Here is a 22,529-nt window from a genome sequence, read left to right as displayed (position 1 = left end):
CTTGGGAATTCACAAGCGCTCTCAATGACTAAAAACTCTATTATAGACGCCTTAGCGCATACTGACAAAGCAATCTTTAAAGAGCGCTATATCCTCATTGTAATTACTTTGGGATATCATCTAGCTTGTCTGAAGCAACTATGGCGTAATCTTAAATAAGTATAGTCAGAGAAAAGTAATATCGATACATCACGTGCCGCTGATATCAATTTTTCTTGCTTGCTGTAGCTACGCTAGCAGAGGCTGCAAAAAATTGATACCAGCAGTACATAATGTGTTGATATAGTCAGATGAAAATAAAAATGTTATGGAAATTTAAACGCGCTATTGGTATAAATTTTACTGGCTTGCTGCGTTCCCAGAGGCTGCGTAAAATTCATACCAATAGCGCTATAACACTTTTGTAATAAACTCACTATATTACTTTTCATTGACTATATATGGCGTAATCTTAAATGAGTATTCATGCCAGATATGATATTAAGCACATAAAAAAACCACCGCCGTAGCGATGGTTTTTTTGAAATTTTAAGCCATTAAATGATTAATCGAGTACTTTAACCGTACGAAGCTTTTGCTCTTCTTCTACTTTTTTATTGACAATATATTGATGCGTCATACTGAATAAATTATTCACTGTCCAGTATAGTACCAGACCTGCTGGGAAGAACAGCATGAATGCGGTGAAAATAATCGGTAAGAACTTCATGACTTTTGCTTGCATTGGATCAGCTGGCTGCGGATTAAGCTGCTGCTGTACAAACATCGATGCACCCATCAATAATGGCAAGATAAACCACGGATCCATCGCTGATAAATCCTGAATCCATAGGATCCACGGTGCATGACGTAGCTCAACACTTTCAACCAGCACCCAATATAACGCTAAGAAAATCGGCATTTGCATCAAGATTGGCAGACAACCCGCCATTGGATTGACTTTCTCTTCTTTGTACATTGCCATCATTTCTTGCGACATTTTCATGCGATCGTCGCCATGCTCTTCTTTTAATGCAGCAAGACGTGGTGCGATGGCACGCATTTTTGCCATTGAGTAGTAGCTCTTGTTTGAGAACCACATCAATGCCAATTTTACTAAGATAGTCAATAAAATAATTGACCAGCCCCAGTTGCCGATGACCTTATGAATGCCATCTAAGATAGCAAATAGTATCTTTGAAATCGGCCATAATAGACCATAATCGACCGTCTGATTTAATCCTGCTGCCACATCTTTAAGCTCAGATTGTACCTTTGGACCTGCATATAGCGTCGCATTTAAGGTTACTTGCTTATTTGGCGCAACATTGACAGGCTGACTATTAAAACCAATGAAATAATCATCGCCCGTTTCACGGCTAAAGAATTTACCAGTAAAATTTTCAGGCGTCCATGCTGATACAAAGTAATGTTGTACGATGCCAACCCAACCTTTATCACTGGTCGTGGTCAATTCACCATCATTAAAATTACCAAATTTCAGCTTATTATACGGATCATCAGGTGTACCCCAAGCGCCGCCCAAATAGGTCGCCATACTGAGCGCACCTTTATCAGACATCCCAGGATCTTTACTATCATCACGCTTTAGCTGGGCAAACATCTGACCTTGCCACGCCGCTGTAGAAGCATTTTGAATCTTATAGCTGATATCAATAGGGTATTTATCGTGAGTAAAGGTAAAGGTCTTGGTAACTGTCACGCCATCTTTTTGATAAGTGAGCGGCACTGATAACGTTTGCTGACCTTTTTCCATCACGTAATTGTTAGCGGTATGGCTGTACTTGGCACGACCTTCTGCGGTATCGATACCATTTTGACCAATCAGACCAGACTGAGCAACATAGACACGGTTACTGTTGTTTTCTAGCAATACAAAAGGCTTATCGCTATCAAGGGTCGCATCATACTGCTTTAGCGCAGCATAAACGATGTCACCGCCTTCTGGATTGATTTTGATGTCATAGCGATCAGTAGTGACTGTGATTAGTCCTGCATCAGTAGCAGGTGTAGCGGTCACAGTGCCATCAACTGCACCATTATCGACAGGTAGCGTCTGTACTGGAATATCACCTGCCGCACCGCTAGTAGAAGGAATATCAGCTCCTACTGAAGTTGCAGTTTCTGGCACCGTGTCTACAGCTGGGGCATCTGCATAATCATCACGCCATGCCAAAATCAGCAGATAAGCGGTGATTAACATCGCAATGATGATCATCACCCGAAATATCTTTTGCATAAACCTTTCCTAGATTAAAAAATTAGGGAATAAAAAACTAGGGCATGTGTCATGGCTGCGAACAGCATTAACCCATATAGTGAGCAGTAGTGTCAGCAGTCAATCACATAAAATGTTCATCATTTTACTAAAAAACGACTCTAAATGATACCAACAGTGTGGATAACTTGTGGGTAACTAGGTAGATATGCTGAAACGCTTTATAGAGCCTACGTCTTAGGTGAATGTCATCATATGATTTAGGCGCGAAACATAGCTATTATTATCTCGATAAACATACAAACCTTGAGCCTTCATACAAGTTGATATAGTTAAAGACACATATTGATAATGATAAGAGGCTAAGGGTAGCGGTACAAAATCAATGCCGTGTCCACCTAAAGGATGACAGCGACCAATACGTTTTAATAAAAGCAAACTACCACTCCAAACACCATGCCAAGCCAGAGCTTGCTTACCGTAGTTTGAACAGGTTGGATAATATCGACAGCGAGCAGGTAATATAGGACTTATTATTTTTTGATAAAAAATAATAAAACTATAAATAATTTTATATAAATATTTATTTATAGTTTTCACAAAAGAAAACATATTACTTTTTTTCTATCTTTTTAAAAATATTATTTATTTCTGTTTTTATTTCTTTATTACTCAATCCTTTAACAGAATTTTTAACAATGAAAACAATGTCTTTGTTTTCTAAACCAAAAGCTTTGACTCGAAACTGTTCGCGTATTTGACGTTTGATCAGATTTCGTGCAACTGCCGTAGGTACTTTGCGCTTGGTAATCGCCATACCGACTCGTGGTTGCTGATGAGTGTTAGTACGCACAAACGCCATCAGATGGCTCTGATGTAGCTTACGCTCAGGGGCATCAAAGACCTCACGGAAGGCTGCAGGCGTGAGTAAGCGCTGCTCTTTGGTAAAGCAAGCATGAGGTGTCGTTGGAGGGGTATTGGACATAGTACAACCTAGTATAAGAGCTAATAACGATAGCAGAAATAATAGTAAAATATAGATAAAAAAAAAGCGCCGATGTGGGCGCTTTTAATATATGGCTAAGTGTCAGTTGTGATGATTGACTATCGCAATCTATAAATAATAGAAACACAACAAGCACTATGAGCCATGCTTATCGCAATCTACTGATTATACAGTAAGGCGATGACGTCCTTTAGCGCGGCGACGAGCTAAGACCTGACGGCCTTTTTTAGTTGCCATACGAGCACGGAAACCGTGAGTACGTTTACGCTTGATCACGCTTGGTTGGAATGTACGTTTCATAACTCACCTATCAAAATAATGGACTAAATTCGTAATAACGGAGGATTATATCATCGCATGGGATGTGGGTCAATAAACTATTCACGATGTTTTAGAGCAGCGTGATATTGCTCTTCGCTTTTTTTGCTATTCGTAAAGCGTTCATGGCGTTTAAAAATTTATTTAAGAAGTTAGGTAGCCTCTGTGGATTTGATAAATTCTTTACTGTAATTCCTATTATCTAGTCCAAAAACAACTCGTATTATGAGCGATAATTTTTAAGTTATCCACAATTTGCATCGAATCTTATAATAATTAATTGATTAATATATATAGATATTGTTGTTATTGGGATACTGTTTTTCTGTGGTTAAGTCTTAAATTTCTTTTATAATCAAAATTATAGACTATGGGTAAACTTGTGTATAACCTGTGGGTGGAATATGGATAACTCACGATCGTTACTTATCCACAAAACTATCCACAGTCTTATCCCCAAAAAACAAGGTTTTATCCACAGGCTATTTGTGGTAGATTATCCTCCTATACGATATGGGTGGTTAGGTGGCTTTGTAATAGGTTGTTTGACGTAAGCTTTAACGCCTTTTTTAGATCTGATTTGATTGATTCTTACAATAAAAAATACTAATACTTTGAATTATAGGGCTACTGATATTCATGATAGATACAGCAAGTATTTGGGATAAATGCCTAAACGACCTACGTTATCATGTTAAAGATAACGTGTTTACCATGTGGTTAAGACCACTGTCCGCTCATCAAGAAAATAGCACTTTGATTATTCTTGCACCTAATGATTACTTTGTAACATACATCAAAAAGAATCATTTAGAGGACATTCAACAGCTGGTCACTAAGCATAGTCAGAGCAGTATTGAAGAGGTTGTTGTACGTGTTGATAATGCTGGTCGTGATACTGATGATAGTAGTTCGCTACAATCGGGGTCATTATTCTCAGAAGACAACGTCTCCCCTACCCCTGCAAATCATGATTTTGAAACCATTCATCATAATAATGCCAAAGCAGATATCGATGCCAATATGCGTGACGCAGAACTGGTTGAATCTGCTGATGCAAAGTCTTTAAGTTATTTAAACCCCGATTTTACCTTTGAAACCTTTGTCACAGGTAAGTCTAATAACTTGGCTTATAAGGCTTGTTATGAGCTTGGCAAGCGTCAATCAAAAAATCGTCATAATCCTTTATTTATATACGGACCTTCTGGTTTGGGAAAAACGCATTTAATGCATTCTGTCGCTCATCGCTATTTAAAAAATAATCAAACTTTTTATTATTTCACTTCTGAAAAATTTATTAATCAATTGGTTTATTCATTAAGAAACAATAAAATAGAAGATTTTAAAAAGAAAATTAAAAAAGTAGATTTATTAATTGTAGATGACATTCATGTATTAGCTGGAAAGACTAAAAGTAGTAATGAGTTTTTAACGTTGTTTGCAGATTTCACCAGTGGTGATAAACAATTGATTTTAGCTTCAGATCGGCATCCATCACAGATGACCGAATTTGACGAACGCTTTAGATCGCGTTTTTCTTGGGGTTTGACAGTTGCTGTGGATCCACCTGAGATTGATACACGGGTACAAATTCTACAGAGAAAAGCTGCCTCTTATGGCATGAGTCTGCCCAAAGAATGTGCATTATTCATTGCGCAAAACGTTGTCTCTAACGTAAGACGTCTAGAAGGTGCATTGAACCAAGTATTTGCCAATGCCAACCTAACAGGTGCCCCAATCACGCTTGAGATGGTGCAATATGCGCTAAAAGATATCGTTGCCATGCGCGTACAAGCCGTTAATATGGATAATATCCGTAAAGTAGTCGCTGAATATTATGATGTGACGATTAAAGATATGCTGGGACGCAAACGCACGCGTAGTATTGCCAGACCACGTCAAATAGCGATGGCACTATCAAGAGAGTTGACTAGTGATAGCTTTCCTGAGATCGGACAATCCTTTGGGGGACGCGACCATACGACAGTGATGCATGCTTGCGACAAGGTCAACGAACTGCGAGCAGCAGATCCAGCGTTTGACAAGGATTACAAGACGCTAGCATTGATGTTGCAAGCCGGTTAGAAGGCTTTGCTATCACTATGTTTTAGTGGATAGATATGCTTTATAATATTGAAAATAAGCGCCCCCAGACCGCTAATGGATTATTGTCAGTAGACAAGGTATTATGAAGTCATTATTTTATATTTTTATAAAAAATCATTTAAATAAGAGTAACTAAGCATGCAATTATCGATTAATCGAGAGTCGTTACTAAAAGCTATTAACTTGATCGCCAAGGCTGCTGATAAACGCCACAATATGGTGATCTTGGGTAATATCAAGTTGCAATTGTCTGAGTCAGAGCTTGTTTTGACCGCTTCTGATTTAGAAGTAGAGCTGACATCGACGTTGAAATTGCCTACTGGTGCTTGTGTTCAAGCAGGTACAACGACGTTACCGGCGACCAAACTAAGAGATATTTGTAAATCATTACCTGCTCAAGCACAAATCAACCTTGCCACTCAAGAAAACGAGCGCTGTTTATTGACCAGTGGTAAAAGCCGCTTTACTCTAGGGACATTGCCAAGTGAAGACTATCCAAGCTTAGGTAACCCTGAAAATATCACGCCCTTAACGATTAGCCGTAGCCGTCTTATTGATTTGATTCATAAGACCCAGTTTGCCATGGCAATCCAAGATGTACGTTATTATCTGACCGGTATGCTGTTTGATGTATCACAGCAACAGCTAACGACAGTTGCGACTGATGGGCATAGATTGGCACTGGCACGTAGCGTGATCGACGTGGATGCAGATTTGAATATGCAGGCTATTTTGCCACGTAAAGCGGTGATTGAGCTTGAGCGTTTGGCCTCTGAGCTTGGCAAAATGCTGGGTGATCAAGATAATGCAGTGACCTTGAGTTTTGGTCGTGAATTCTTGCAAGTCAGCTTGCCGTTTGGCGATGTAGATAGTGCAGGGCAGGTGAGTCAAAACCTGATGGTAACTTTCACCGCGCGTCTGATTGATGGTAAGTTCCCTGACTATCGCCGCGTCATGCCAAGCAATACGGACAAACTTGCTCTATTTAATCAAGAAAAAATGATGGATGTGCTGCGCCGCGTAGCGATTTTGAGTAATGAAAAATCTCGCGGCGTGGTATTCAATTTTGCCAGCGATGGTATGGTAGAAGTACGAGCCAATAATGCTGAGCAAGATGAAGCGGTTGAGATGATACAAGCCAAGTATCAAGGTGAGCCAATGGAGTTGTCCTTTAATGCCGCCTACCTACAAGATGTGCTAGGTGTCATCCAAGGTGACTTACAAATGCACATGAGCCAATCAAATGCGTCCGTATTGGTGAATCAGTTAAATGATGAGTTTCATCAGTATGTCGTTATGCCAATGCGTATCTAGTTTTTTTCAAACGTTAGATAATTAAGGTTAAAACCCATGGATAATACGGGTTTTAACCTTAATTTATATTGATCAGTTTAAGGTTTCAAAGCCTGAAATTCTGGATTTTAATTAAACTTTTGCCTGCTTTTAAGTGGGTGGTAAAATAGGCGGCTGTCGATATCATGATTGAACGTCTACAAATATCATACCTGCGTAACCTCAATCAAGTCAATCTGTCTGCTACTGCTTGCAACGTTATTATTGGTGCTAATGGTAGTGGTAAAACCTCGCTACTTGAAGCCATATTCTTGCTATCAAGAGGCAAAAGTTTTCGTCATCACCAGCCTAAACGTTATATTCAACATCATCAAAATGCCGCAACCGTGCATGCTAAACTTAGTGATAGCTGTAGCTTGGCTATTCAAAAGCAAGCAGATGCGACGACGATACTACGTCTCAATCAAAGCACTGTCTACAATCAAAGTATTTTAACGGAACAGCTTCCTACATTGCTTATAGATCCATCGACGATGGACATGTTAGAGCAGGGTAGTGCCAGTCGTCGGCAGCTGTTGGATTGGCTAGTGTTTCACATGAAACAAGGGTTTCATCCACAATGGGTTGCTTATCAACGCTTGTTAAAACAGCGCAATAGTTTGCTAAAACAAAAACGATATCTCAGCCAAGTGCAGCTTACTGAGTTAAAATCTTGGGATAAAGGGCTTGCTAGTCATGCAGCGTTGATTCATCACTACCGTGAGTCTATATTTGAAGCTTGGCAACCTTATTTTTCTGAGAGTATTGCGCAGTTACTGCCTGCTTATGCCAAGCAATTAAGCTTAAGCTATAATGCCGGCTATGATACCGATGTGGCGCTCGATATTCAGCTTAATGAACGTTTAGAGCAGGATTTACAGTTGGGTTATACCCGTATCGGCAATCACCGCGCTGACATTCATGTACATTGGCGCTCTAGCGAGTCGTCAGCCATACAGGATGGGCAGGCGACTAGAAGCACGACAGCAGAAGGCGACGTGCAAACTAAGTTGCCAGTTTTAAAAGAGCAGGCCGCTAATGTGTTATCGCGCGGTGAAAAGAAGCTATTAATCACCGCATTGCGCTTATCACAGCTACCACTTTTGCTTAAAGCTGACAATGATCTAGCATCATCTATAAATGACGCTAAGTTAAGCGTTACACCAGTGGTATTATTAGATGATATTACTGCAGAGCTAGATGATAGGGCGATAGAGATCTTATTATCAACCTTAGCACAGTTGCCATGTCAGGTATTTATGACCAGTTTGACTGATAGTGTTTTACCTTTAGTGTATAAGTATTGGTCAAACCCTAACGTGTTTCACATGAAACAAGGTAATATTTTTCTATAGTCGATTCATTTTAAAAACGATACAGTGCTGTTGGCTATAAATTTTTTGCAGCCGCTGTCACGCTTGCTAACAGCAAGCAAGAAAAAATTATAGCCAATAGTACGTTATTACAATCGTATCGCTTTTATTTTGAACTGACTATAGTCTAATAGCTTTTATTGGGGTCATGATATCTCAGTTATTAATTTCTATTTTACATTCTTAAGCGACCATATCTTCTCATATTTATCCTCAATTCAACCCACACTCTATTACTCATAAAACGGTCCTTAAACAGTGACTTACAGGCAAAAAAATGCTAAAATAGAGCTTTATTTTTGTCCTATTCTCAGCAAGTTATCTTACCGTTTTATCTAGACGTTTATTATTGGTTGTGAGAACTTAAGTTATTGATAACTATAAATTTAATTTTATTTTTTAAGTTTGATGGTTTTGAAAATAATCGCAACAGGGATTAAATAGAGATGGCTAACCTGACGTATTTTTTAATCTGGTTTTTTGCCTTTATACCCTAGTCTAAAAAGCTTAAGCCAACCGTAATAAAGACAGAATCTGACGACAAAACGATATTATAGATAGCATCATTAAGTATCACCACTGTGGTGAGCTGATGATAAATAGCTGATAATGGCTAGATCAAGGAATGCACATGAGTGATTCATTACCTACCGACCACCAGCAACTAACGTCAGACAGCGTAGTTGAGACTATTGCTACTGCTGTCGTTCCTGAGGTATTACCCTCTGATTACAGCTCGAAAGACATTCGAGTACTTCGCGGATTAGAAGCGGTGCGCGTACGTCCTGGTATGTATATCGGTGATACCGATGATGGTACCGGCTTGCATCATATGGTCTTTGAGGTGGTGGATAACTCTATCGATGAAGCGCTTGCGGGTCACTGTGATCAAATTGATATCATTATCCACGAAGATGAATCTGTCAGCGTGATGGATAATGGTCGCGGTGTCCCGGTCGACATTCATCCAGAAGAGGGTGTGTCTGCCGCACAGGTTATTATGACGGTACTGCATGCTGGTGGTAAGTTTGATGATAACAGCTATAAAGTCTCAGGGGGTCTGCATGGCGTTGGCGTTTCAGTCGTTAATGCATTGTCCAAAAAGCTTGAGATGAATATCTGGCGTGAAGGCTATCATTACCATCAGACTTATACTGATGGTGTGCCCGATGGCGATATTCAGCAAATGGAAGCGACCGACCAAACTGGCACGCAAATCCGTTTTTACCCTAGCAATGACGTATTTACCGGTACTGTTTTTGAATATGATATTTTAGCCAAACGCTTACGTGAGCTATCGTTTCTAAACTCAGGTGTACGTATTGTTTTGACCGATGAGCGTATTGATAAGCGTCATGAGTTTGAACACAAAGGTGGCTTGTCAGAGTTTGTCAGCTATATTAATGCTGGTAAAGATGGCATCAATGATGTGTTCCATTTTATCAGTAATCAAGATGATGGTATCAGTGTTGAAGTGGCGTTGCAGTGGACAGATACTTATAACGAAAAGGTGTTTTGTTTCACCAATAATATCCCGCAAAGAGACGGTGGCACGCATTTATCTGGTTTTCGTTCAGCACTCACGCGTTGTTTGAATACCTATATGGATCGCGAAAACCTCTTTAAAAAAGAGAAAGTCGTTGCGACTGGCGATGATGCACGTGAAGGTTTAACGGCTATCGTGTCTGTTAAAGTGCCAGATCCTAAGTTTTCAAGTCAGACCAAAGATAAGCTGGTTTCAAGCGAAGTAAAATCTGCCGTCGAATCAGCAATGCACGATAAGTTTAATGATTATCTACAAGAAAATCCAAGTGCTGGTAAATTAATTGCCGGTAAAATCATTGATGCTGCTCGTGCTCGTGATGCTGCTCGTAAAGCGCGTGAGATGACTCGCCGTAAGACTACGTTAGATATCGCAGGTCTGCCAGGTAAATTGGCGGATTGCCAAGAAAAAGATCCAGCATTATCAGAGCTATATATCGTGGAAGGGGACTCTGCTGGCGGTTCAGCCAAGCAAGGTCGCAGCCGTAAAACACAGGCAATTTTACCGCTAAAAGGTAAAATTCTAAACGTTGAGCGTGCGCGTTTTGATAAGATGTTATCGTCACAAGAAGTCGGTAATTTGATTACTGCGCTTGGCTGTGGTATTGGTCCTGATGAATATAATCCTGATAAAGTACGCTATCATAAAATTATCATCATGACCGATGCCGACGTTGATGGCTCACACATTCGTACTTTGCTATTAACCTTTTTCTTCCGTCAAACGCCTGAGCTGATTGAGCGTGGTTATATTTATATTGCCCAGCCACCGCTTTATAAAGTCAAAAAAGGTCGTCAAGAGCTATATCTAAAAGATGACGAAGCCTTAAAAGCATATTTATTATCATCAACGATTGATAATACCAAGCTACATATTAGTGCGGATGCGCCAGCGATTACAGGTCAAGCGTTAGAGACGCTACTAAATGATTATAACCAAACCCAGCTAATCAAAGCGCGTTTGCAGATTCGTTATCCAGCCGTATTGTTAGACGCATTGACGCATACGCCGAAACTCAGTACTGATATGACGTATGATAAAGACGCAATGCAAGCTTGGAAAGACACGCTACAGACGCAGCTTGAGCACTTTGGTAGTGACTTAAATCCTGAAATTGAGCTGGTTAATATCCATGCACCGCAACCTAAAAATATGGACGCCGCCGCTGCAGATTTATTGGGTATGAAGCCTGTGGTTGAAGTTGAGAAAGGGGATAGCTCTGACGCTGAAGCAGTCGTCGCCAAAGCACAATGGTTGCCACGCATCACGGTTTATGTGCATCAGCTAGCTCATCATTATCTGCTGGATGCCAGCTTTATCAATTCAGGCGAATATACCAAGTTGCTACGCTTATCAAGCGAATGGAATACGTTGCTTGAGGAGGATGCTTTTATCCGCCGTGACGCCAGTGCGGGTACGACCAAAGATATTCTAGTGCGTGATTTTGATTATCTATGGCAACAAATGATGCTTGATGCGCGCCGTGGTTTAGCCATTCAGCGCTATAAAGGGCTAGGGGAGATGAACGCCGATCAGCTTTGGGATACTACTATGGATCCTGAAAACCGCCGTATGTTACGTGTCAATATCGAAGATGCCATCGCTGCGGATCATATGTTTACCTGTCTCATGGGTGATCACGTTGAGCCGCGCCGTATCTTTATCGAAGAGAATGCGTTGACGGTATCAAACCTAGATATATAATTTGATATTTAACATTTGAAATTCAGCTACTAATTCTATAAAGTCATCCTGTTAGCAGGGTGACTTTTTTGTTTCACATGAAACACTATAATAATAAAATATTAGCAGGAAACGATCATGTTAAATTCAGAACAAAAACAGCTTTTAGCGCAATTATCAAACACAACGCTCGTTAACTTTGTGGCTGATATCTATGGTGTAGATAAAATATTAGATAAAAAAATTGAGCGTTTATTGTTACAGTCAGACAAACCTAAGCTCATAAAAAAACTGACCACAACACTAAAAGGTCTCAAAAGACGGCGTAAATTTATTGATTATTGGGAGTCGAGTGAGTTCGCCACTGAGCTGCATCATTTAGCTAGCGATGTCATGAGCCTTTATCCGCAGCAACCAAGTCAATGTTTAGAATTAATAGAGCTGTTTATTTCATCGACCAATAGCAGTCTGCAGCGTTGTGATGATTCTAATGGTGAGGTCGGTGGCGTATATAGTGATTTAACACAATCTTGGTTGACGGTTGCTAGCACTTGTTATGAGCAAGAAAAAAGCAGTTTGCCCATTGATGAGCAAGACATACTCAGCCATGCTTGGGTAAAGAAAGTAAAAGCGCTGGCTGACGATAATGATTATGGTACTAAAGATAATTTATTAAAAGATATTGATCAGCTGTTATCTGAGCCTGAGATACGTGGATTGATCGCTGATTATCAACAAGAGCGTGAGATTATTCAAACAAAAAAAGCAAATGAAGATACGCTGAGTGAAAGGCAAAACAGCCCTTTAAGCGATGGTGCTTTTTCAATTAACTATGAAAAAATGGTAATCGAGATCGCCATAAAAAATCTAACAAGGGCGCTAGGTGATGTGGGTTTTTTTGAAGCGGTTTTTTTTGAGATGCAAGAGATTAGACCGGTTCATCCTCGAAGATTAGAAGAGTTGCTAACATTTTTACTCGATCAAGGGGCTTATGATAAGGCGCTACACTACTTAAATGAAGAATGGCAAAGCGATGGTTTGATGGATAAAATCAGACGCTTGGATTGGTTGAGTAACATATACCACATGCAAAAAGATACCGATGCGCTCATGGAAGTGCTAGGCGAGGTATTTGAGCTACAATCAACACCTACGCGACTAAAATCTATCATGGCTGTGGCCAGTCCTGCTCAGCAAGCTCAGTGGCGAAAAAGAGCCTATGAGCTTGCAGAACAACAAGAAAGTGTCTTTATGGCGACATCGCTACTGCTTGAGATCGGAGAAATTGAGCTTGCCAATCAGGTCGCAGTTGCTCGTCAAGCCCAGTTTGCTGATGTGCATTATACGGCTCTAACAGGCATGTTAAAAGAACTACCAGCGGGTACTGATTTGATTCAAGTAATCATTTATCGCAGTTTAATGAGTGATATTTTGGACAGCGCCCGTAGCAAGGCATACGGTCATGCGGCGCGTTATTACAATCATCTAGTCAAGTTAGATAAGTTGGTTGACCGATTAGATGAGAGTTATAGTGGAATTGATGACCATCTCAAGTTCGTGTCTGCCCTCAAAGATAAGCACGGTAAAAAACGCAGTTTTTGGGAGCGATTAGATGATTGAAGTTATTTTATTGGCTATTGCGCTAGCGATGGATGCATTTGCTGTTGCGATTGGGCTAGGTGCTAAGTCGCAAAAACAGAGTAAACAATATGTCGCGCGTTTGGCTATGTATGCCGCGCTGTACTTTGGTATCGCGCAGGGTGTGATGCCGCTGATTGGTTATTTATTGGGTGCAGTATTGCTAGGCTGGTTGGCTGCTGCTGCACCTTGGATTGGCGGCATGATACTTATCGGTCTCGGTGGTAAAATGCTTTATGAGGTGTTTACTAGCGATGGGGAAGATGCGGTAGATAGTGCGCTTCATCTAAAAGCCGACACTAAGGATGCCGTTGCTATCATAAATAATGCAAACAACCGCATCAATCACCGTACTATGTTGACGCTGGCTATTGCTACGAGTATTGATGCAATGGCAGCAGGGTTTACCCTGAATTTATTGGCATTGAATGCATGGTTGGCTTGTTTAATCATCGCGGTAGTGACGGCTGGATTCAGCTTTTTTGGGGTTTATTTGGGCAGAAAATCAGGGACGTGGTTAGAAGATAAAGCTGAGGCATTAGGTGGAATAGTGCTGATTGCTATAGGTATTAAAGTTATGTTCTTTAGTTGATTTGGCGTCATAAGTCTTATTAAAAACACCGCTTTGAATATCAAAGCGGTTTTTTTGTTTCACGTGGAACTTTTATCACTAATAACAGTATAGTCAGGGAAAAGTAATATCGATACATCAAGTACTGCGGGTATCAATTTTTCTTGCTTGCTGTGGCTAGCAGACAGAGGCTGCAAAAAATTTATACCAGCAGCACTGTAGCGTTTTTGAGATATTTTAACTATAGTTGCTACTCTTCGTCAGTATTAAAGCGCCATGCGAGTATACGAGTGCTTTTCTGACCCTGACTCATCTCAATAATACGCATTTGCGCGACACCGAGTTGCGTTAACAATAGCTGCAACGGCTTAATGTTTTCAGACTTTGACACTAAGCTGGTAAACCAACCGACGTGCTCTGCAAAGTCTTGACTCTCTTTTGCCATTTTGGTCAAAAAGGCAATCTCGCCGCCTTCACTCCATAACTCTTTATGCTGACCACCAAAGTTTAGATTCTGTGCCGCATTACCAGATTTCGTTGAGCTACGGCTGATTTGTTCGTTTTCATTTTTACCGCGATGTCGTTGCAAATTATGTTGCTTACGGCTATTGGCTTCCATTGCTTCTTCTAATGAGGCATGAAACGGCGGGTTGCAAACGACCACATCAAAGTAATCTTGGCGACCAATGATGTTTTTAAAGATAAATTTAGGCTCAGGTTGCAGCTTTACTTTAACCGCGCTCTTTAGCTTGGGATTGGTTTCACAAATAAGCGCGGCAGTATTGACCGAAATAGGGTCGATATCTGAGGCGGTAAAGCGCCAGCCATAGCTTTGGCTACCAACAATGGGATAAATCGCGCTGGCACCGGTACCAATATCAAGGGCGTGGATTTCTTTGCCAGTTGGTGGCGTATTATCTTTATTCACATGAGTCGTTTGCGCGAGCAAGTCGGCGATATAATGAATATAATCGGCACGTCCCGGAATCGGCGGGCACAAGTAACCTTCCGGAATGTCCCAAAATTTAACACCATAATAATGAGCCAGCAGTGCCTGATTAAGCACGCGAACGGCGGCACTGTCAGAGAAATTAATCGTCGACTCGCCCTTAGGATTGATAATGGTATGCTCAGCAAGCTCAGGCAAAGCACGAGTCAATACTTCAAAGTCATAGCGACCTTGATGCGGATTGCGCGGATGTAGCTTACCGAGTTTTTTGGCAGTCTCAGGCGAGCGATTTCGATGATTATTGGCGGTCGGGCGGCGGGTAATAGGCTTGCTTGTCATAGTATCAGGCTTTGATATGTGAATATAATGCGCCATTTTAGCAGGTTTCATGAGTAACGAATGTCTTATCGGCTACGTAAAATGAGATTTAACCCTAATACTATCATCGCTGACCCTAATACGCGGTCTATCCAATGCTCAAAGCGCTGAAAGCGGCGATTGATAGCAGGGATGGATAGCAACATCACCACGGTGCTAAACCATGCCAGCTGCAAGACCATCATCCATACGCCATAGATTGCCAACTGCCAAAGTGGTATATCTGGTGATAATACGAGAGTAAATATCGCCACAAAATACACCGGTGCTTTGGGATTAAAGACATTGCAGAAGAAGCCTCGACGTAAGGTAGCAACCGTTGATTCGGTATTAGTAGGCAGTTTTTTAGTGGAATACTTTTTAGTGGCAATGGCTTTATCAGAAAGCTCGGCATGATTGGTAGACGTCGTTTGCTTGGCAAGTGCCTCTTGCGAAACGCTAACGACTGAATCGGTTGCGTCTGCTGAATTTTCTGAGTCTAGTGGCTTTTTAGCTTTGGCTTGAATACCTTGCCATCCCAGATAAATAAGATAACTACCGCCCAACCATTTGATAGCGGTCAATAATGGCTGCGAATGGGCGATTAGCGTCGCCAGTCCCAGCACGGAATAAATAATGTGAATGGACAAACCTAAGGTAATACCGACACTACAAATTAAACCCGTGCGTCGACCTTTTGCTAAAGTCTGCTGCGAGACCAATACAAAATCAGGGCCAGGTGAAGCGGCAGCGAGTAGGTGAACGCTGGTGATAAGCAAAAAACCGTGCCAAAATTCCATAACGTGCTCTGAATAATACTGTGATTTGCATAATAGTTTCACTTATCGCAAACGAGGTCAACTTATATTGATGTTGCTTCTCATATGATGCTTGCGTTGTGGTAGACGGATGTCTATATTAAAAGTAAGTAGAATTTTAACCTTAAGCGCTATAATCAGTGAAAAGTAATATCGATACATCACGTACTACTGGTATAAATTTTTCTTGCTTGCTATGCCTACGCAGACAGAGGCTGCAAAAAATTTATATCAGCAGTACGGTCACCTTGTTAAGGTATTTTTACTTCATCAATTTGGCACAGGTGTACCCTATAAACGACCGTTCTAAAAAGGATAAGACCATGACTACGGAAAGCCAGAATAGCAATAACACTAGCAATGATAATCGCATCACTTATGACATCCAAGGTACTATCTGCTTGATTGGATTAAATCGCGTGGATAAACGCAATGCCTTTGACAGCCATATGATAAAACAGCTCTCTGAAGCACTCACTAACTATGAAAACGATGCCAATCTCCGCTGTGCATTAATATTTGCCCATGGTGAGCACTTTACCGCCGGACTCGATTTGATGGAGCTACAAGATAAATGGGATAAAGGCGCGTTTGAGTTTACTGCTGATGAAATCGACCCTTGGGGCATTGGCGGTAAATTGCGGTCTAAACCTATAGTCGTCGCCGTTCAAGGCACTTGCTTTACCGCGGGTATTGAGCTGATGCTCAATAGCGATGTGGTTATCGCCAGTAGCAATTGCAACTTTGCGCAAATGGAAGTTCAGCGCGGCATTATGCCGTTCGGCGGCGCGACCGTCCGCTTTGTCGCGGCAGCGGGCTGGCAAAAAGCTATGCCGTATTTACTAACAGGCAAGCCGTTCGATGCACAAACCGCTGATCGACTAAATCTAATCAGTGAAGTGATCGAAAATGGCGAAGAATATGAGCGTGCGCTGACTATCGCCAAAGAGATTTGCAAAGCCGCACCACTTGGCGTGCAAGGATTGCTGTCGTCAGCACAAGATGCCAGCCGTAATGGTGAAAAAGCGGCACTAGCCAATATTCATGGCTATCTGCCGCATTTGTTTCATTCAGAAGATGCGAAAGAGGGCGCGATGGCGATGGTTGAAAGAAGGGCGGCTGATTTTAAGGGTAGGTAGTTTTTTTCAAAACTCAATTTATAAGGCATTAAGAAATGTACATATCAAAAATAAAAATAGAAAATTTTAGGAATTTTAAAGAAAATGAAATTGAGTTTAACGATGGTATAAACGTTATTATTGGGCATAATAATGCTGGGAAATCTAATCTGATTAAGGCTTTAGGTTTGGTCTTAAGCCCAAACTTAAAAAAGCGTTTAACTGTTAACGATTTTAATAAGCATGTTTCTTGGGATGAGTTAAGACAGCACTCTCCAAAAGTATCTATTACCATAACAATCTCTAAAGGCAAGACTTCTAATAATGATGATTTAGTTACGGTTAGCGAGTGGTTAACGTCACTTACTGAAGATTATGAGGCGAAGCTTACCTATGAGTTCTTTCTGCCTGAGAAATATGAGCAGAAATATTTAGAAGAAATGGAGCAGATAGATTTATTAAGTGAACAGGGAACTCAAATAGAGTTAGTAAGTAAAGCTTTCAGAACTATTGATAATGAGTTTCTACGGCTTTATACCCATAAAATATGGGGAGGTGAAGTCACTAACCAAAATCAAGCAGATAGTGAGTTATTACAGAGGTTCGATTTTCAGTTTCTTGATGCTATTAGAGATGTTGAAAGAGATCTAGTTTCTGGTCGTAATGTAATGCTAAAAGAAGTACTGCATTTCTTTTTAGATTACGAGATTAAAAGTTCAACCGATAAAGCCTTAGACAAAAACAAAGAAATAAAAGATAAGTCAAAACAATTTTCTGAGGATTCTTCAAGATTGATTGAGGTCTTAGATAAAAGAATGGAAAGTGGTAAAGAAGCAATATTATCTTATGCCAATCAAACAGGTGCTTCTTTAAAATCCACACCTAATTTTGAGGGTGAGACATCAGATATAGAAATGTTGAGCTTTCTAAGACTCATTGTCGAGGAAGCAGGATTCAAAATTCCTGCTTCACATAATGGATTGGGTTATAACAATCTTATCTATATCTCAATACTTCTAGCAAAGATGCAAGCTAACGCAGATGAGGAATACTTTGGAGGTAATTCTAAAGTGTTTCCAATGCTTGTCATTGAGGAACCTGAAGCGCATTTACATCCATCAATGCAAGATAAGTTTCTTAAGTTTCTAAAAACCAATATTAGCAACGATACTGTTAGACAAATCTTTATTACCTCACATTCAACTCATGTAACGTCAGCAACAGAATTAGAAGAGATAATATGTTTACATAATGATATTGAAGGTAACGCAAACGTAGGCTACCTAGCAAAAGTTTTTGATAATAGTACTGATGATCTAAAATCTCTGAAATACGTTAAAAGATTTCTAGATGCTACTAAATCAAATATGCTGTTCGCAGAAAAAATTATTCTTGTGGAAGGGTTAGCAGAGCAGTTACTAATGGGTATATTTGCAGAAAGCTTGGGAAATCCTCTCGAAAATCATCATGTATCTGTAATTAACATAGGTGGTAGATATTTTAACCATTTTTTGAAGCTATTTGATACGGAACAAAGTGCCTCAGCAATTTTTAAGAAAGTAGTTTGTATAACAGACAGAGACCCTACTAGAAGAGAGAAAATAGAAGACGAGGAACAAAATCAGAACAGTTATGAGAAATGTTATCCATTTGAGTACGGATTAGATAGTGATAAATATGAATACAAAGATCATCCATCTCAGTTAATTGAGAAATATAAGAACCATAAGAATATAAGATTTTTTAGTCAAGAAGATAAAAGGGGCAAGACTTTTGAATATGATTTAGCTTTACACAATCCGAATTGTAAGCTTTTAATAACTCATAGCATGTCTAACAGATCTGAAATCCAGAAAATGATGGATTTAGATGAGAGCAGAACTTTGAATAATTGCTTAGCTTTATTGGGCAACAGAAAAGACCCTAGCAAAGAACTTAGTAAAGAAAATGAAAGGATTAAGCAGGCTATTGAAGCGTTAAATGATAGTTGGACTGATGAAGAAAAAAAACATGCAGTAATTGCCTCAAGATATTTAAATTCGATTGGTAAAGGTGAAAATGCACTAGAGCTAGCCTATGCTCTTGAGGAAAATCTAACTGATAATATCGAAAATTTTGTTGTACCTAAGTATATTAGGGAGGCTCTAGAATGGATATGTCACTAGAGACTGTAGGAATTGATTCAGGTGATAAGCTTGATGACATCGAACATCATTTTAGAGTGTTAGCTGGACCTGGTGCAGGTAAAACGTATTGGCTCGTTAATCATATTAAAGAAGTTTTACATAACTCTAAACGATTAGATAAAAGTAGAAAAGTCGCCTGTATTACCTATACTAATACAGCAGTAGAGATAATTCGCGATAGGCTAGGTTCATCATCCAATCAAGTAGAAGTTTCAACAATTCATAGCTTTTTATATAGACATATTATAAAACCATATCTGCATTTTATCGCAGATGATTATGGTTTTAATATCTCTAGGTTGGATGGTCATGATGATATATTGATAAGCCGTAGTATGACTAGAGATTGGTTGAACCAACATACTAATCAATCGTCTTTAAAGAACCCTTATAGTTTGAAACAATTGAGAGATTTTCCAGAAAATTTATTAAGAGTAACTAGCTGGCTCTCTTCTATTCGTTATAACCTTGATGTTAATAACGAATTAGTTACAACAGCTGATAGAACTAAGTCTCTTATAAACGGAAGACCTTTATCAAAAGTATGTCTTGAGCTTCTAGAAATAGACTTAGAGGCTTTCAAAAGACTGCATTGGAATAAAGGTCTCTTACACCATGATGATGTATTGTTTTTTAGTTTTCAAATAATCAAAAACCATCCTTTTGTCTTGGATGTATTAAGAACTAAGTTTCCCTACTTTCTTATAGATGAGTTTCAAGATAGCAGCCCTATCCAAGTTGAATTACTTCGTCTTATTGGGGAGAAAGAAACTATAGTAGGAATTATTGGTGATAAGGCACAGTCAATTTTTAGCTTTCAAGGTGCTGATCCGAGTCAATTTGAATCATTTGAGTTAGAAGGAATAAAAGATTACTGGATCAATACTAATAGGCGTAGTACACAAGAAGTTATTAATCTCTTAAATCATATAAGGTGTGACTTTAAGCAGCAGGGACAAGACGGTTTTAATGGGAGTAAGCCTATTATTTACATTGGCGATAGATTAGAAGTTTTGCATAAAATTAATAACGAACTATCGGGAAAGTGTTTAATAACGCTATCTTGGCAGAATATAACTGCTAATGCTTTGAAAAAAGATGTTGAGGGAGTAGATTTAAATTATAAACTTTTTGATGATTTAAAAAAAATAGATAGTTCTAATAACTCTAGCCGTCCTAGGTTGATAATACCTTGCATTAAAGCAGTAGAGCTATGTCGTGAAAAGAAGATAAAAGAAGCTTTGAATGAGCTTAAGAGGTATTTTGGAAGAAGTAACAAAGGTAAAAGGGATGCACTAGATTTACTTTTTTTATTAAATAGTAGGTACGATGAATACTGTAATAAACCCTTAATGACTCTCTATAATATATTACAAACAGATTCAGGGATTGATGGGCTTAGTAATTTTAGGGCTGGAAATCCTAAGACTTTTTATGACAACACTAACTATAAAGGCTTAGCTTTATGTGTAAATATTATTGAAGATACTAGTAATAATATAACCATACATAAATCAAAAGGTGCTGAATTTGATAATGTTTTACTTACCTTAAATAGTGAAAAAGAACTAGATTTTATAACTGTTCCTAACCTAGATGAATCAGAAGAACATCGGCTCAAGTATGTTGCTATAAGTAGGGCTATACAGAATTTATTTATTACAGTGCCAGAGCTGAGTAAGAAAAAAGCTGAATTAATTGAAAATTTGGGATTGGTAGATATCATCAGGCTTGATGATTCGTTAACCCATTCTACAGCTCTTAACTAATTTTCGATATATCTATAGAGATTGCCCTAAAAAGCGTTTTAGCCCTGACAGTAGCGGCTATCCTGCTGACGACAATGGCGATGCGGACTGTGGCTGGGAATGGTGTCGAGACAACAGCAACACTACCAGCTACCTTAGTCCGCACGCCATTGGATAAGCAGATAATAGCGGATGGCAGGATTGGCTACTCACACACTTAACTCTAATCAAATCGTTAAACCTCCTTTCTAGTATTTCACAGCATCAATCTTCTAGCGTTAGTCTCATAGTGCATCTATGCAAACGCCATAAAGCGATTGGCGATGACGCCATTCATGTTGTACCCTAAACCATTATTTTTTCTGATTCTGGAGAATACGGTGTTGTACAACTTTGATGAGATAATCGACAGACGTCATACTGGGTCGCTTAAATGGCATTATAGCGATGATACCATTGCGCTTTGGGTGGCGGATATGGATTTTAGAGCGGCACAGCCCATCCTAAACACCATTGAACGAGTAGGGCATCATGGTGTATTGGGCTATACCAAACCCACTGCGGCTTTATATCAAGCGATTATTAACTGGCATGGCAGTCGTTATGGGTTGGCACTGGATAAACAACACATCTTGTTTTCCCACGGCGTGATACCAAGTTTGGCGCTGATGCTGAGAGTATTTACGGAAGCGGGCGAGGCAATACTGGTCAACGATCCCATCTATACGCCTTTTATGACTAAGGTTCGAGATAATGGTCGACGGCTTATCCTCTCGCCATTAACAGAAGCTGAAGGACGTTATCATCTAGATTTGGTCGATATCGAAGCTAAGATCGTCGAACATGAGGTGAAGCTTTATTTGTTGTGTAATCCGCATAACCCCGGCGGACGGGTGTGGACGGCAGATGAGCTTGAGGCCTTGCTTGTGATCTGCAAAAAGCACGATGTCGCAATTGTCAGCGATGAGATTCATCAAGATTTAACTTTGAGTGGTCACGAGTTTATTCCTTTTTTACAATTAGCAAAAGGCTATGAGCACAAAGTAGTGAGCATCACCTCAATGACCAAAACCTTCAATGTGGCGGGCATTAAAGGGGCGATGATCTTTGCTAAAGATGAGGCGTTGATTAAACAAATTAACCAACAACAGCGCTTAAGAGACGAGCATGATCTGAACTTATTTGCTTATGAAGTGATGGCTAGTGCTTATGAGAAAGGCGGTGAGTGGCTTGAGCAAGTACTGGCTTATATCGAAGCCAATATCGACTTGGTCTGCGATTTTTTAGAAAAACACCTGCCCAATATCACAGTCATGCGCCCAGATGCTTCATATTTAATATGGCTTGATTGCTCGGCATATGGTCAAGACGATCAAACGCTTTATAATCAGTTTAGAGACGCTAAGGTTGAGTTAAGTGGGGGTATTCAATACGGTAATGAGGGGCATCTTAAAATGCGCCTTAACGTCGCCTGTCCTCAAGTGATATTGATAGAAGGGTTAAATCGTATTCACACAGCCTTAAGTGATATGAGCCAGCCCTTATAAAATGAGATGAGATTCGCT

Annotated in this window: 16 protein-coding genes; 10 read left to right on the top strand and 6 right to left on the bottom strand. The window is 39.8% G+C overall.

What is annotated here, in order from left to right; translation table 11 throughout:
• Positions 1-544 precede the first annotated feature (544 nt).
• The 4 genes from yidC to rpmH form a co-directional block, all read right to left on the bottom strand.
• A complete protein-coding gene (gene yidC / locus JMW90_RS03040; protein WP_201561624.1) occupies positions 545-2,239 on the bottom strand; it encodes a membrane protein insertase YidC in 1,695 nt (564 codons plus the stop codon).
• Between the two features lie 216 nt (positions 2,240-2,455).
• Positions 2,456-2,830, bottom strand: a complete 375-nt coding sequence (yidD, locus tag JMW90_RS03035) for a membrane protein insertion efficiency factor YidD (protein ID WP_201561623.1) — start codon at positions 2,828-2,830, stop codon at positions 2,456-2,458.
• A gap of 1 nt (position 2,831) precedes the next feature.
• Positions 2,832-3,203, bottom strand: coding sequence for a ribonuclease P protein component (gene rnpA, locus JMW90_RS03030; RefSeq protein ID WP_201561622.1), 372 nt, complete (start codon positions 3,201-3,203; stop codon positions 2,832-2,834).
• Positions 3,204-3,389: 186 nt separating this feature from the next.
• Positions 3,390-3,524 carry a 50S ribosomal protein L34 gene (gene rpmH, locus JMW90_RS03025; protein ID WP_007394757.1) on the bottom strand — a complete coding sequence of 45 codons (135 nt, stop codon included), beginning with the start codon at positions 3,522-3,524 and terminating at the stop codon, positions 3,390-3,392.
• A gap of 657 nt (positions 3,525-4,181) precedes the next feature.
• Between rpmH and dnaA the strand changes: the two genes are divergently transcribed.
• From dnaA to JMW90_RS02995, 6 genes are all read left to right on the top strand, one after another.
• Positions 4,182-5,627 carry a chromosomal replication initiator protein DnaA gene (dnaA, locus tag JMW90_RS03020; RefSeq protein ID WP_201561621.1) on the top strand — a complete coding sequence of 482 codons (1,446 nt, stop codon included), beginning with the start codon at positions 4,182-4,184 and terminating at the stop codon, positions 5,625-5,627.
• A gap of 159 nt (positions 5,628-5,786) precedes the next feature.
• The gene (dnaN, locus tag JMW90_RS03015; protein WP_201561620.1) at positions 5,787-6,962 is read left to right on the top strand and encodes a DNA polymerase III subunit beta; all 1,176 of its coding nucleotides are present in this window, start codon (positions 5,787-5,789) and stop codon (positions 6,960-6,962) included.
• 164 nt (positions 6,963-7,126) lie between these two features.
• A complete protein-coding gene (recF, locus tag JMW90_RS03010) occupies positions 7,127-8,335 on the top strand; it encodes a DNA replication/repair protein RecF (RefSeq protein WP_201561619.1) in 1,209 nt (402 codons plus the stop codon).
• Positions 8,336-8,984: 649 nt separating this feature from the next.
• Entirely contained in the window at positions 8,985-11,600 is a 2,616-nt protein-coding gene (gene gyrB / locus JMW90_RS03005; RefSeq protein WP_201561618.1) for a DNA topoisomerase (ATP-hydrolyzing) subunit B, read from the top strand.
• A 117-nt stretch (positions 11,601-11,717) separates the two neighbouring features.
• Positions 11,718-13,199: a DUF6880 family protein gene (locus tag JMW90_RS03000; protein WP_201561617.1), complete on the top strand. Its 1,482-nt coding sequence runs from the start codon at positions 11,718-11,720 to the stop codon at positions 13,197-13,199.
• Complete coding sequence (locus tag JMW90_RS02995) at positions 13,192-13,809, top strand: manganese efflux pump MntP (RefSeq protein WP_201561616.1); 618 nt, start codon at positions 13,192-13,194, stop codon at positions 13,807-13,809. Before JMW90_RS03000 ends, JMW90_RS02995 begins: the two co-directional genes overlap by 8 nt.
• 229 nt (positions 13,810-14,038) lie before the next feature.
• Here the strand turns inward: JMW90_RS02995 and rlmF are convergent, their stop codons facing one another.
• Complete coding sequence (gene rlmF / locus JMW90_RS02990; protein WP_201561615.1) at positions 14,039-15,076, bottom strand: 23S rRNA (adenine(1618)-N(6))-methyltransferase RlmF; 1,038 nt, start codon at positions 15,074-15,076, stop codon at positions 14,039-14,041.
• A gap of 65 nt (positions 15,077-15,141) precedes the next feature.
• Entirely contained in the window at positions 15,142-15,894 is a 753-nt protein-coding gene (locus JMW90_RS02985) for a LysE family translocator (RefSeq protein ID WP_201561614.1), read from the bottom strand.
• 341 nt (positions 15,895-16,235) lie between these two features.
• Between JMW90_RS02985 and JMW90_RS02980 the strand changes: the two genes are divergently transcribed.
• From JMW90_RS02980 to JMW90_RS02965, 4 genes are all read left to right on the top strand, one after another.
• On the top strand, positions 16,236-17,051 hold the full coding sequence (locus JMW90_RS02980; protein WP_201561613.1) for a crotonase/enoyl-CoA hydratase family protein: 816 nt from the start codon (positions 16,236-16,238) through the stop codon (positions 17,049-17,051).
• Between the two features lie 35 nt (positions 17,052-17,086).
• A complete protein-coding gene (locus JMW90_RS02975; RefSeq protein ID WP_201561612.1) occupies positions 17,087-19,195 on the top strand; it encodes an ATP-dependent nuclease in 2,109 nt (702 codons plus the stop codon).
• Positions 19,180-20,985: a UvrD-helicase domain-containing protein gene (locus tag JMW90_RS02970; RefSeq protein ID WP_201561611.1), complete on the top strand. Its 1,806-nt coding sequence runs from the start codon at positions 19,180-19,182 to the stop codon at positions 20,983-20,985. The genes JMW90_RS02975 and JMW90_RS02970 overlap by 16 nt, the downstream gene beginning before the upstream one ends.
• 314 nt (positions 20,986-21,299) lie before the next feature.
• Complete coding sequence (locus tag JMW90_RS02965) at positions 21,300-22,511, top strand: MalY/PatB family protein (RefSeq protein ID WP_201561610.1); 1,212 nt, start codon at positions 21,300-21,302, stop codon at positions 22,509-22,511.
• Positions 22,512-22,529 lie beyond the last annotated feature (18 nt).

The sequence above is a fragment of the Psychrobacter glacincola genome (genome assembly GCF_904846215.1).
GTDB lineage: Bacteria > Pseudomonadota > Gammaproteobacteria > Pseudomonadales > Moraxellaceae > Psychrobacter > Psychrobacter glacincola.
The sequence above is the reverse complement of the archived record's forward strand: the minus strand, read 5'-3'. Positions and strand labels throughout refer to the sequence as shown.

What these genes read in the sequence shown, in the direction of transcription:
- JMW90_RS02980 (WP_201561613.1), top strand. Translation starts at nt 16,236, where the DNA reads ATGACTACGGAAAGCCAGAATAGCAATAACACTAGCAATGATAATCGC.
- JMW90_RS02985 (WP_201561614.1), bottom strand. Translation starts at nt 15,894, where the DNA reads ATGGAATTTTGGCACGGTTTTTTGCTTATCACCAGCGTTCACCTACTC.
- yidC (WP_201561624.1), bottom strand. Translation starts at nt 2,239, where the DNA reads ATGCAAAAGATATTTCGGGTGATGATCATCATTGCGATGTTAATCACC.
- JMW90_RS02975 (WP_201561612.1), top strand. Translation starts at nt 17,087, where the DNA reads ATGTACATATCAAAAATAAAAATAGAAAATTTTAGGAATTTTAAAGAA.
- JMW90_RS02970 (WP_201561611.1), top strand. Translation starts at nt 19,180, where the DNA reads ATGGATATGTCACTAGAGACTGTAGGAATTGATTCAGGTGATAAGCTT.
- dnaN (WP_201561620.1), top strand. Translation starts at nt 5,787, where the DNA reads ATGCAATTATCGATTAATCGAGAGTCGTTACTAAAAGCTATTAACTTG.
- dnaA (WP_201561621.1), top strand. Translation starts at nt 4,182, where the DNA reads ATGATAGATACAGCAAGTATTTGGGATAAATGCCTAAACGACCTACGT.
- rpmH (WP_007394757.1), bottom strand. Translation starts at nt 3,524, where the DNA reads ATGAAACGTACATTCCAACCAAGCGTGATCAAGCGTAAACGTACTCAC.
- JMW90_RS02965 (WP_201561610.1), top strand. Translation starts at nt 21,300, where the DNA reads ATGTTGTACCCTAAACCATTATTTTTTCTGATTCTGGAGAATACGGTG.
- rlmF (WP_201561615.1), bottom strand. Translation starts at nt 15,076, where the DNA reads ATGACAAGCAAGCCTATTACCCGCCGCCCGACCGCCAATAATCATCGA.
- gyrB (WP_201561618.1), top strand. Translation starts at nt 8,985, where the DNA reads ATGAGTGATTCATTACCTACCGACCACCAGCAACTAACGTCAGACAGC.
- rnpA (WP_201561622.1), bottom strand. Translation starts at nt 3,203, where the DNA reads ATGTCCAATACCCCTCCAACGACACCTCATGCTTGCTTTACCAAAGAG.
- JMW90_RS02995 (WP_201561616.1), top strand. Translation starts at nt 13,192, where the DNA reads ATGATTGAAGTTATTTTATTGGCTATTGCGCTAGCGATGGATGCATTT.
- JMW90_RS03000 (WP_201561617.1), top strand. Translation starts at nt 11,718, where the DNA reads ATGTTAAATTCAGAACAAAAACAGCTTTTAGCGCAATTATCAAACACA.
- recF (WP_201561619.1), top strand. Translation starts at nt 7,127, where the DNA reads ATGATTGAACGTCTACAAATATCATACCTGCGTAACCTCAATCAAGTC.
- yidD (WP_201561623.1), bottom strand. Translation starts at nt 2,830, where the DNA reads ATGTTTTCTTTTGTGAAAACTATAAATAAATATTTATATAAAATTATT.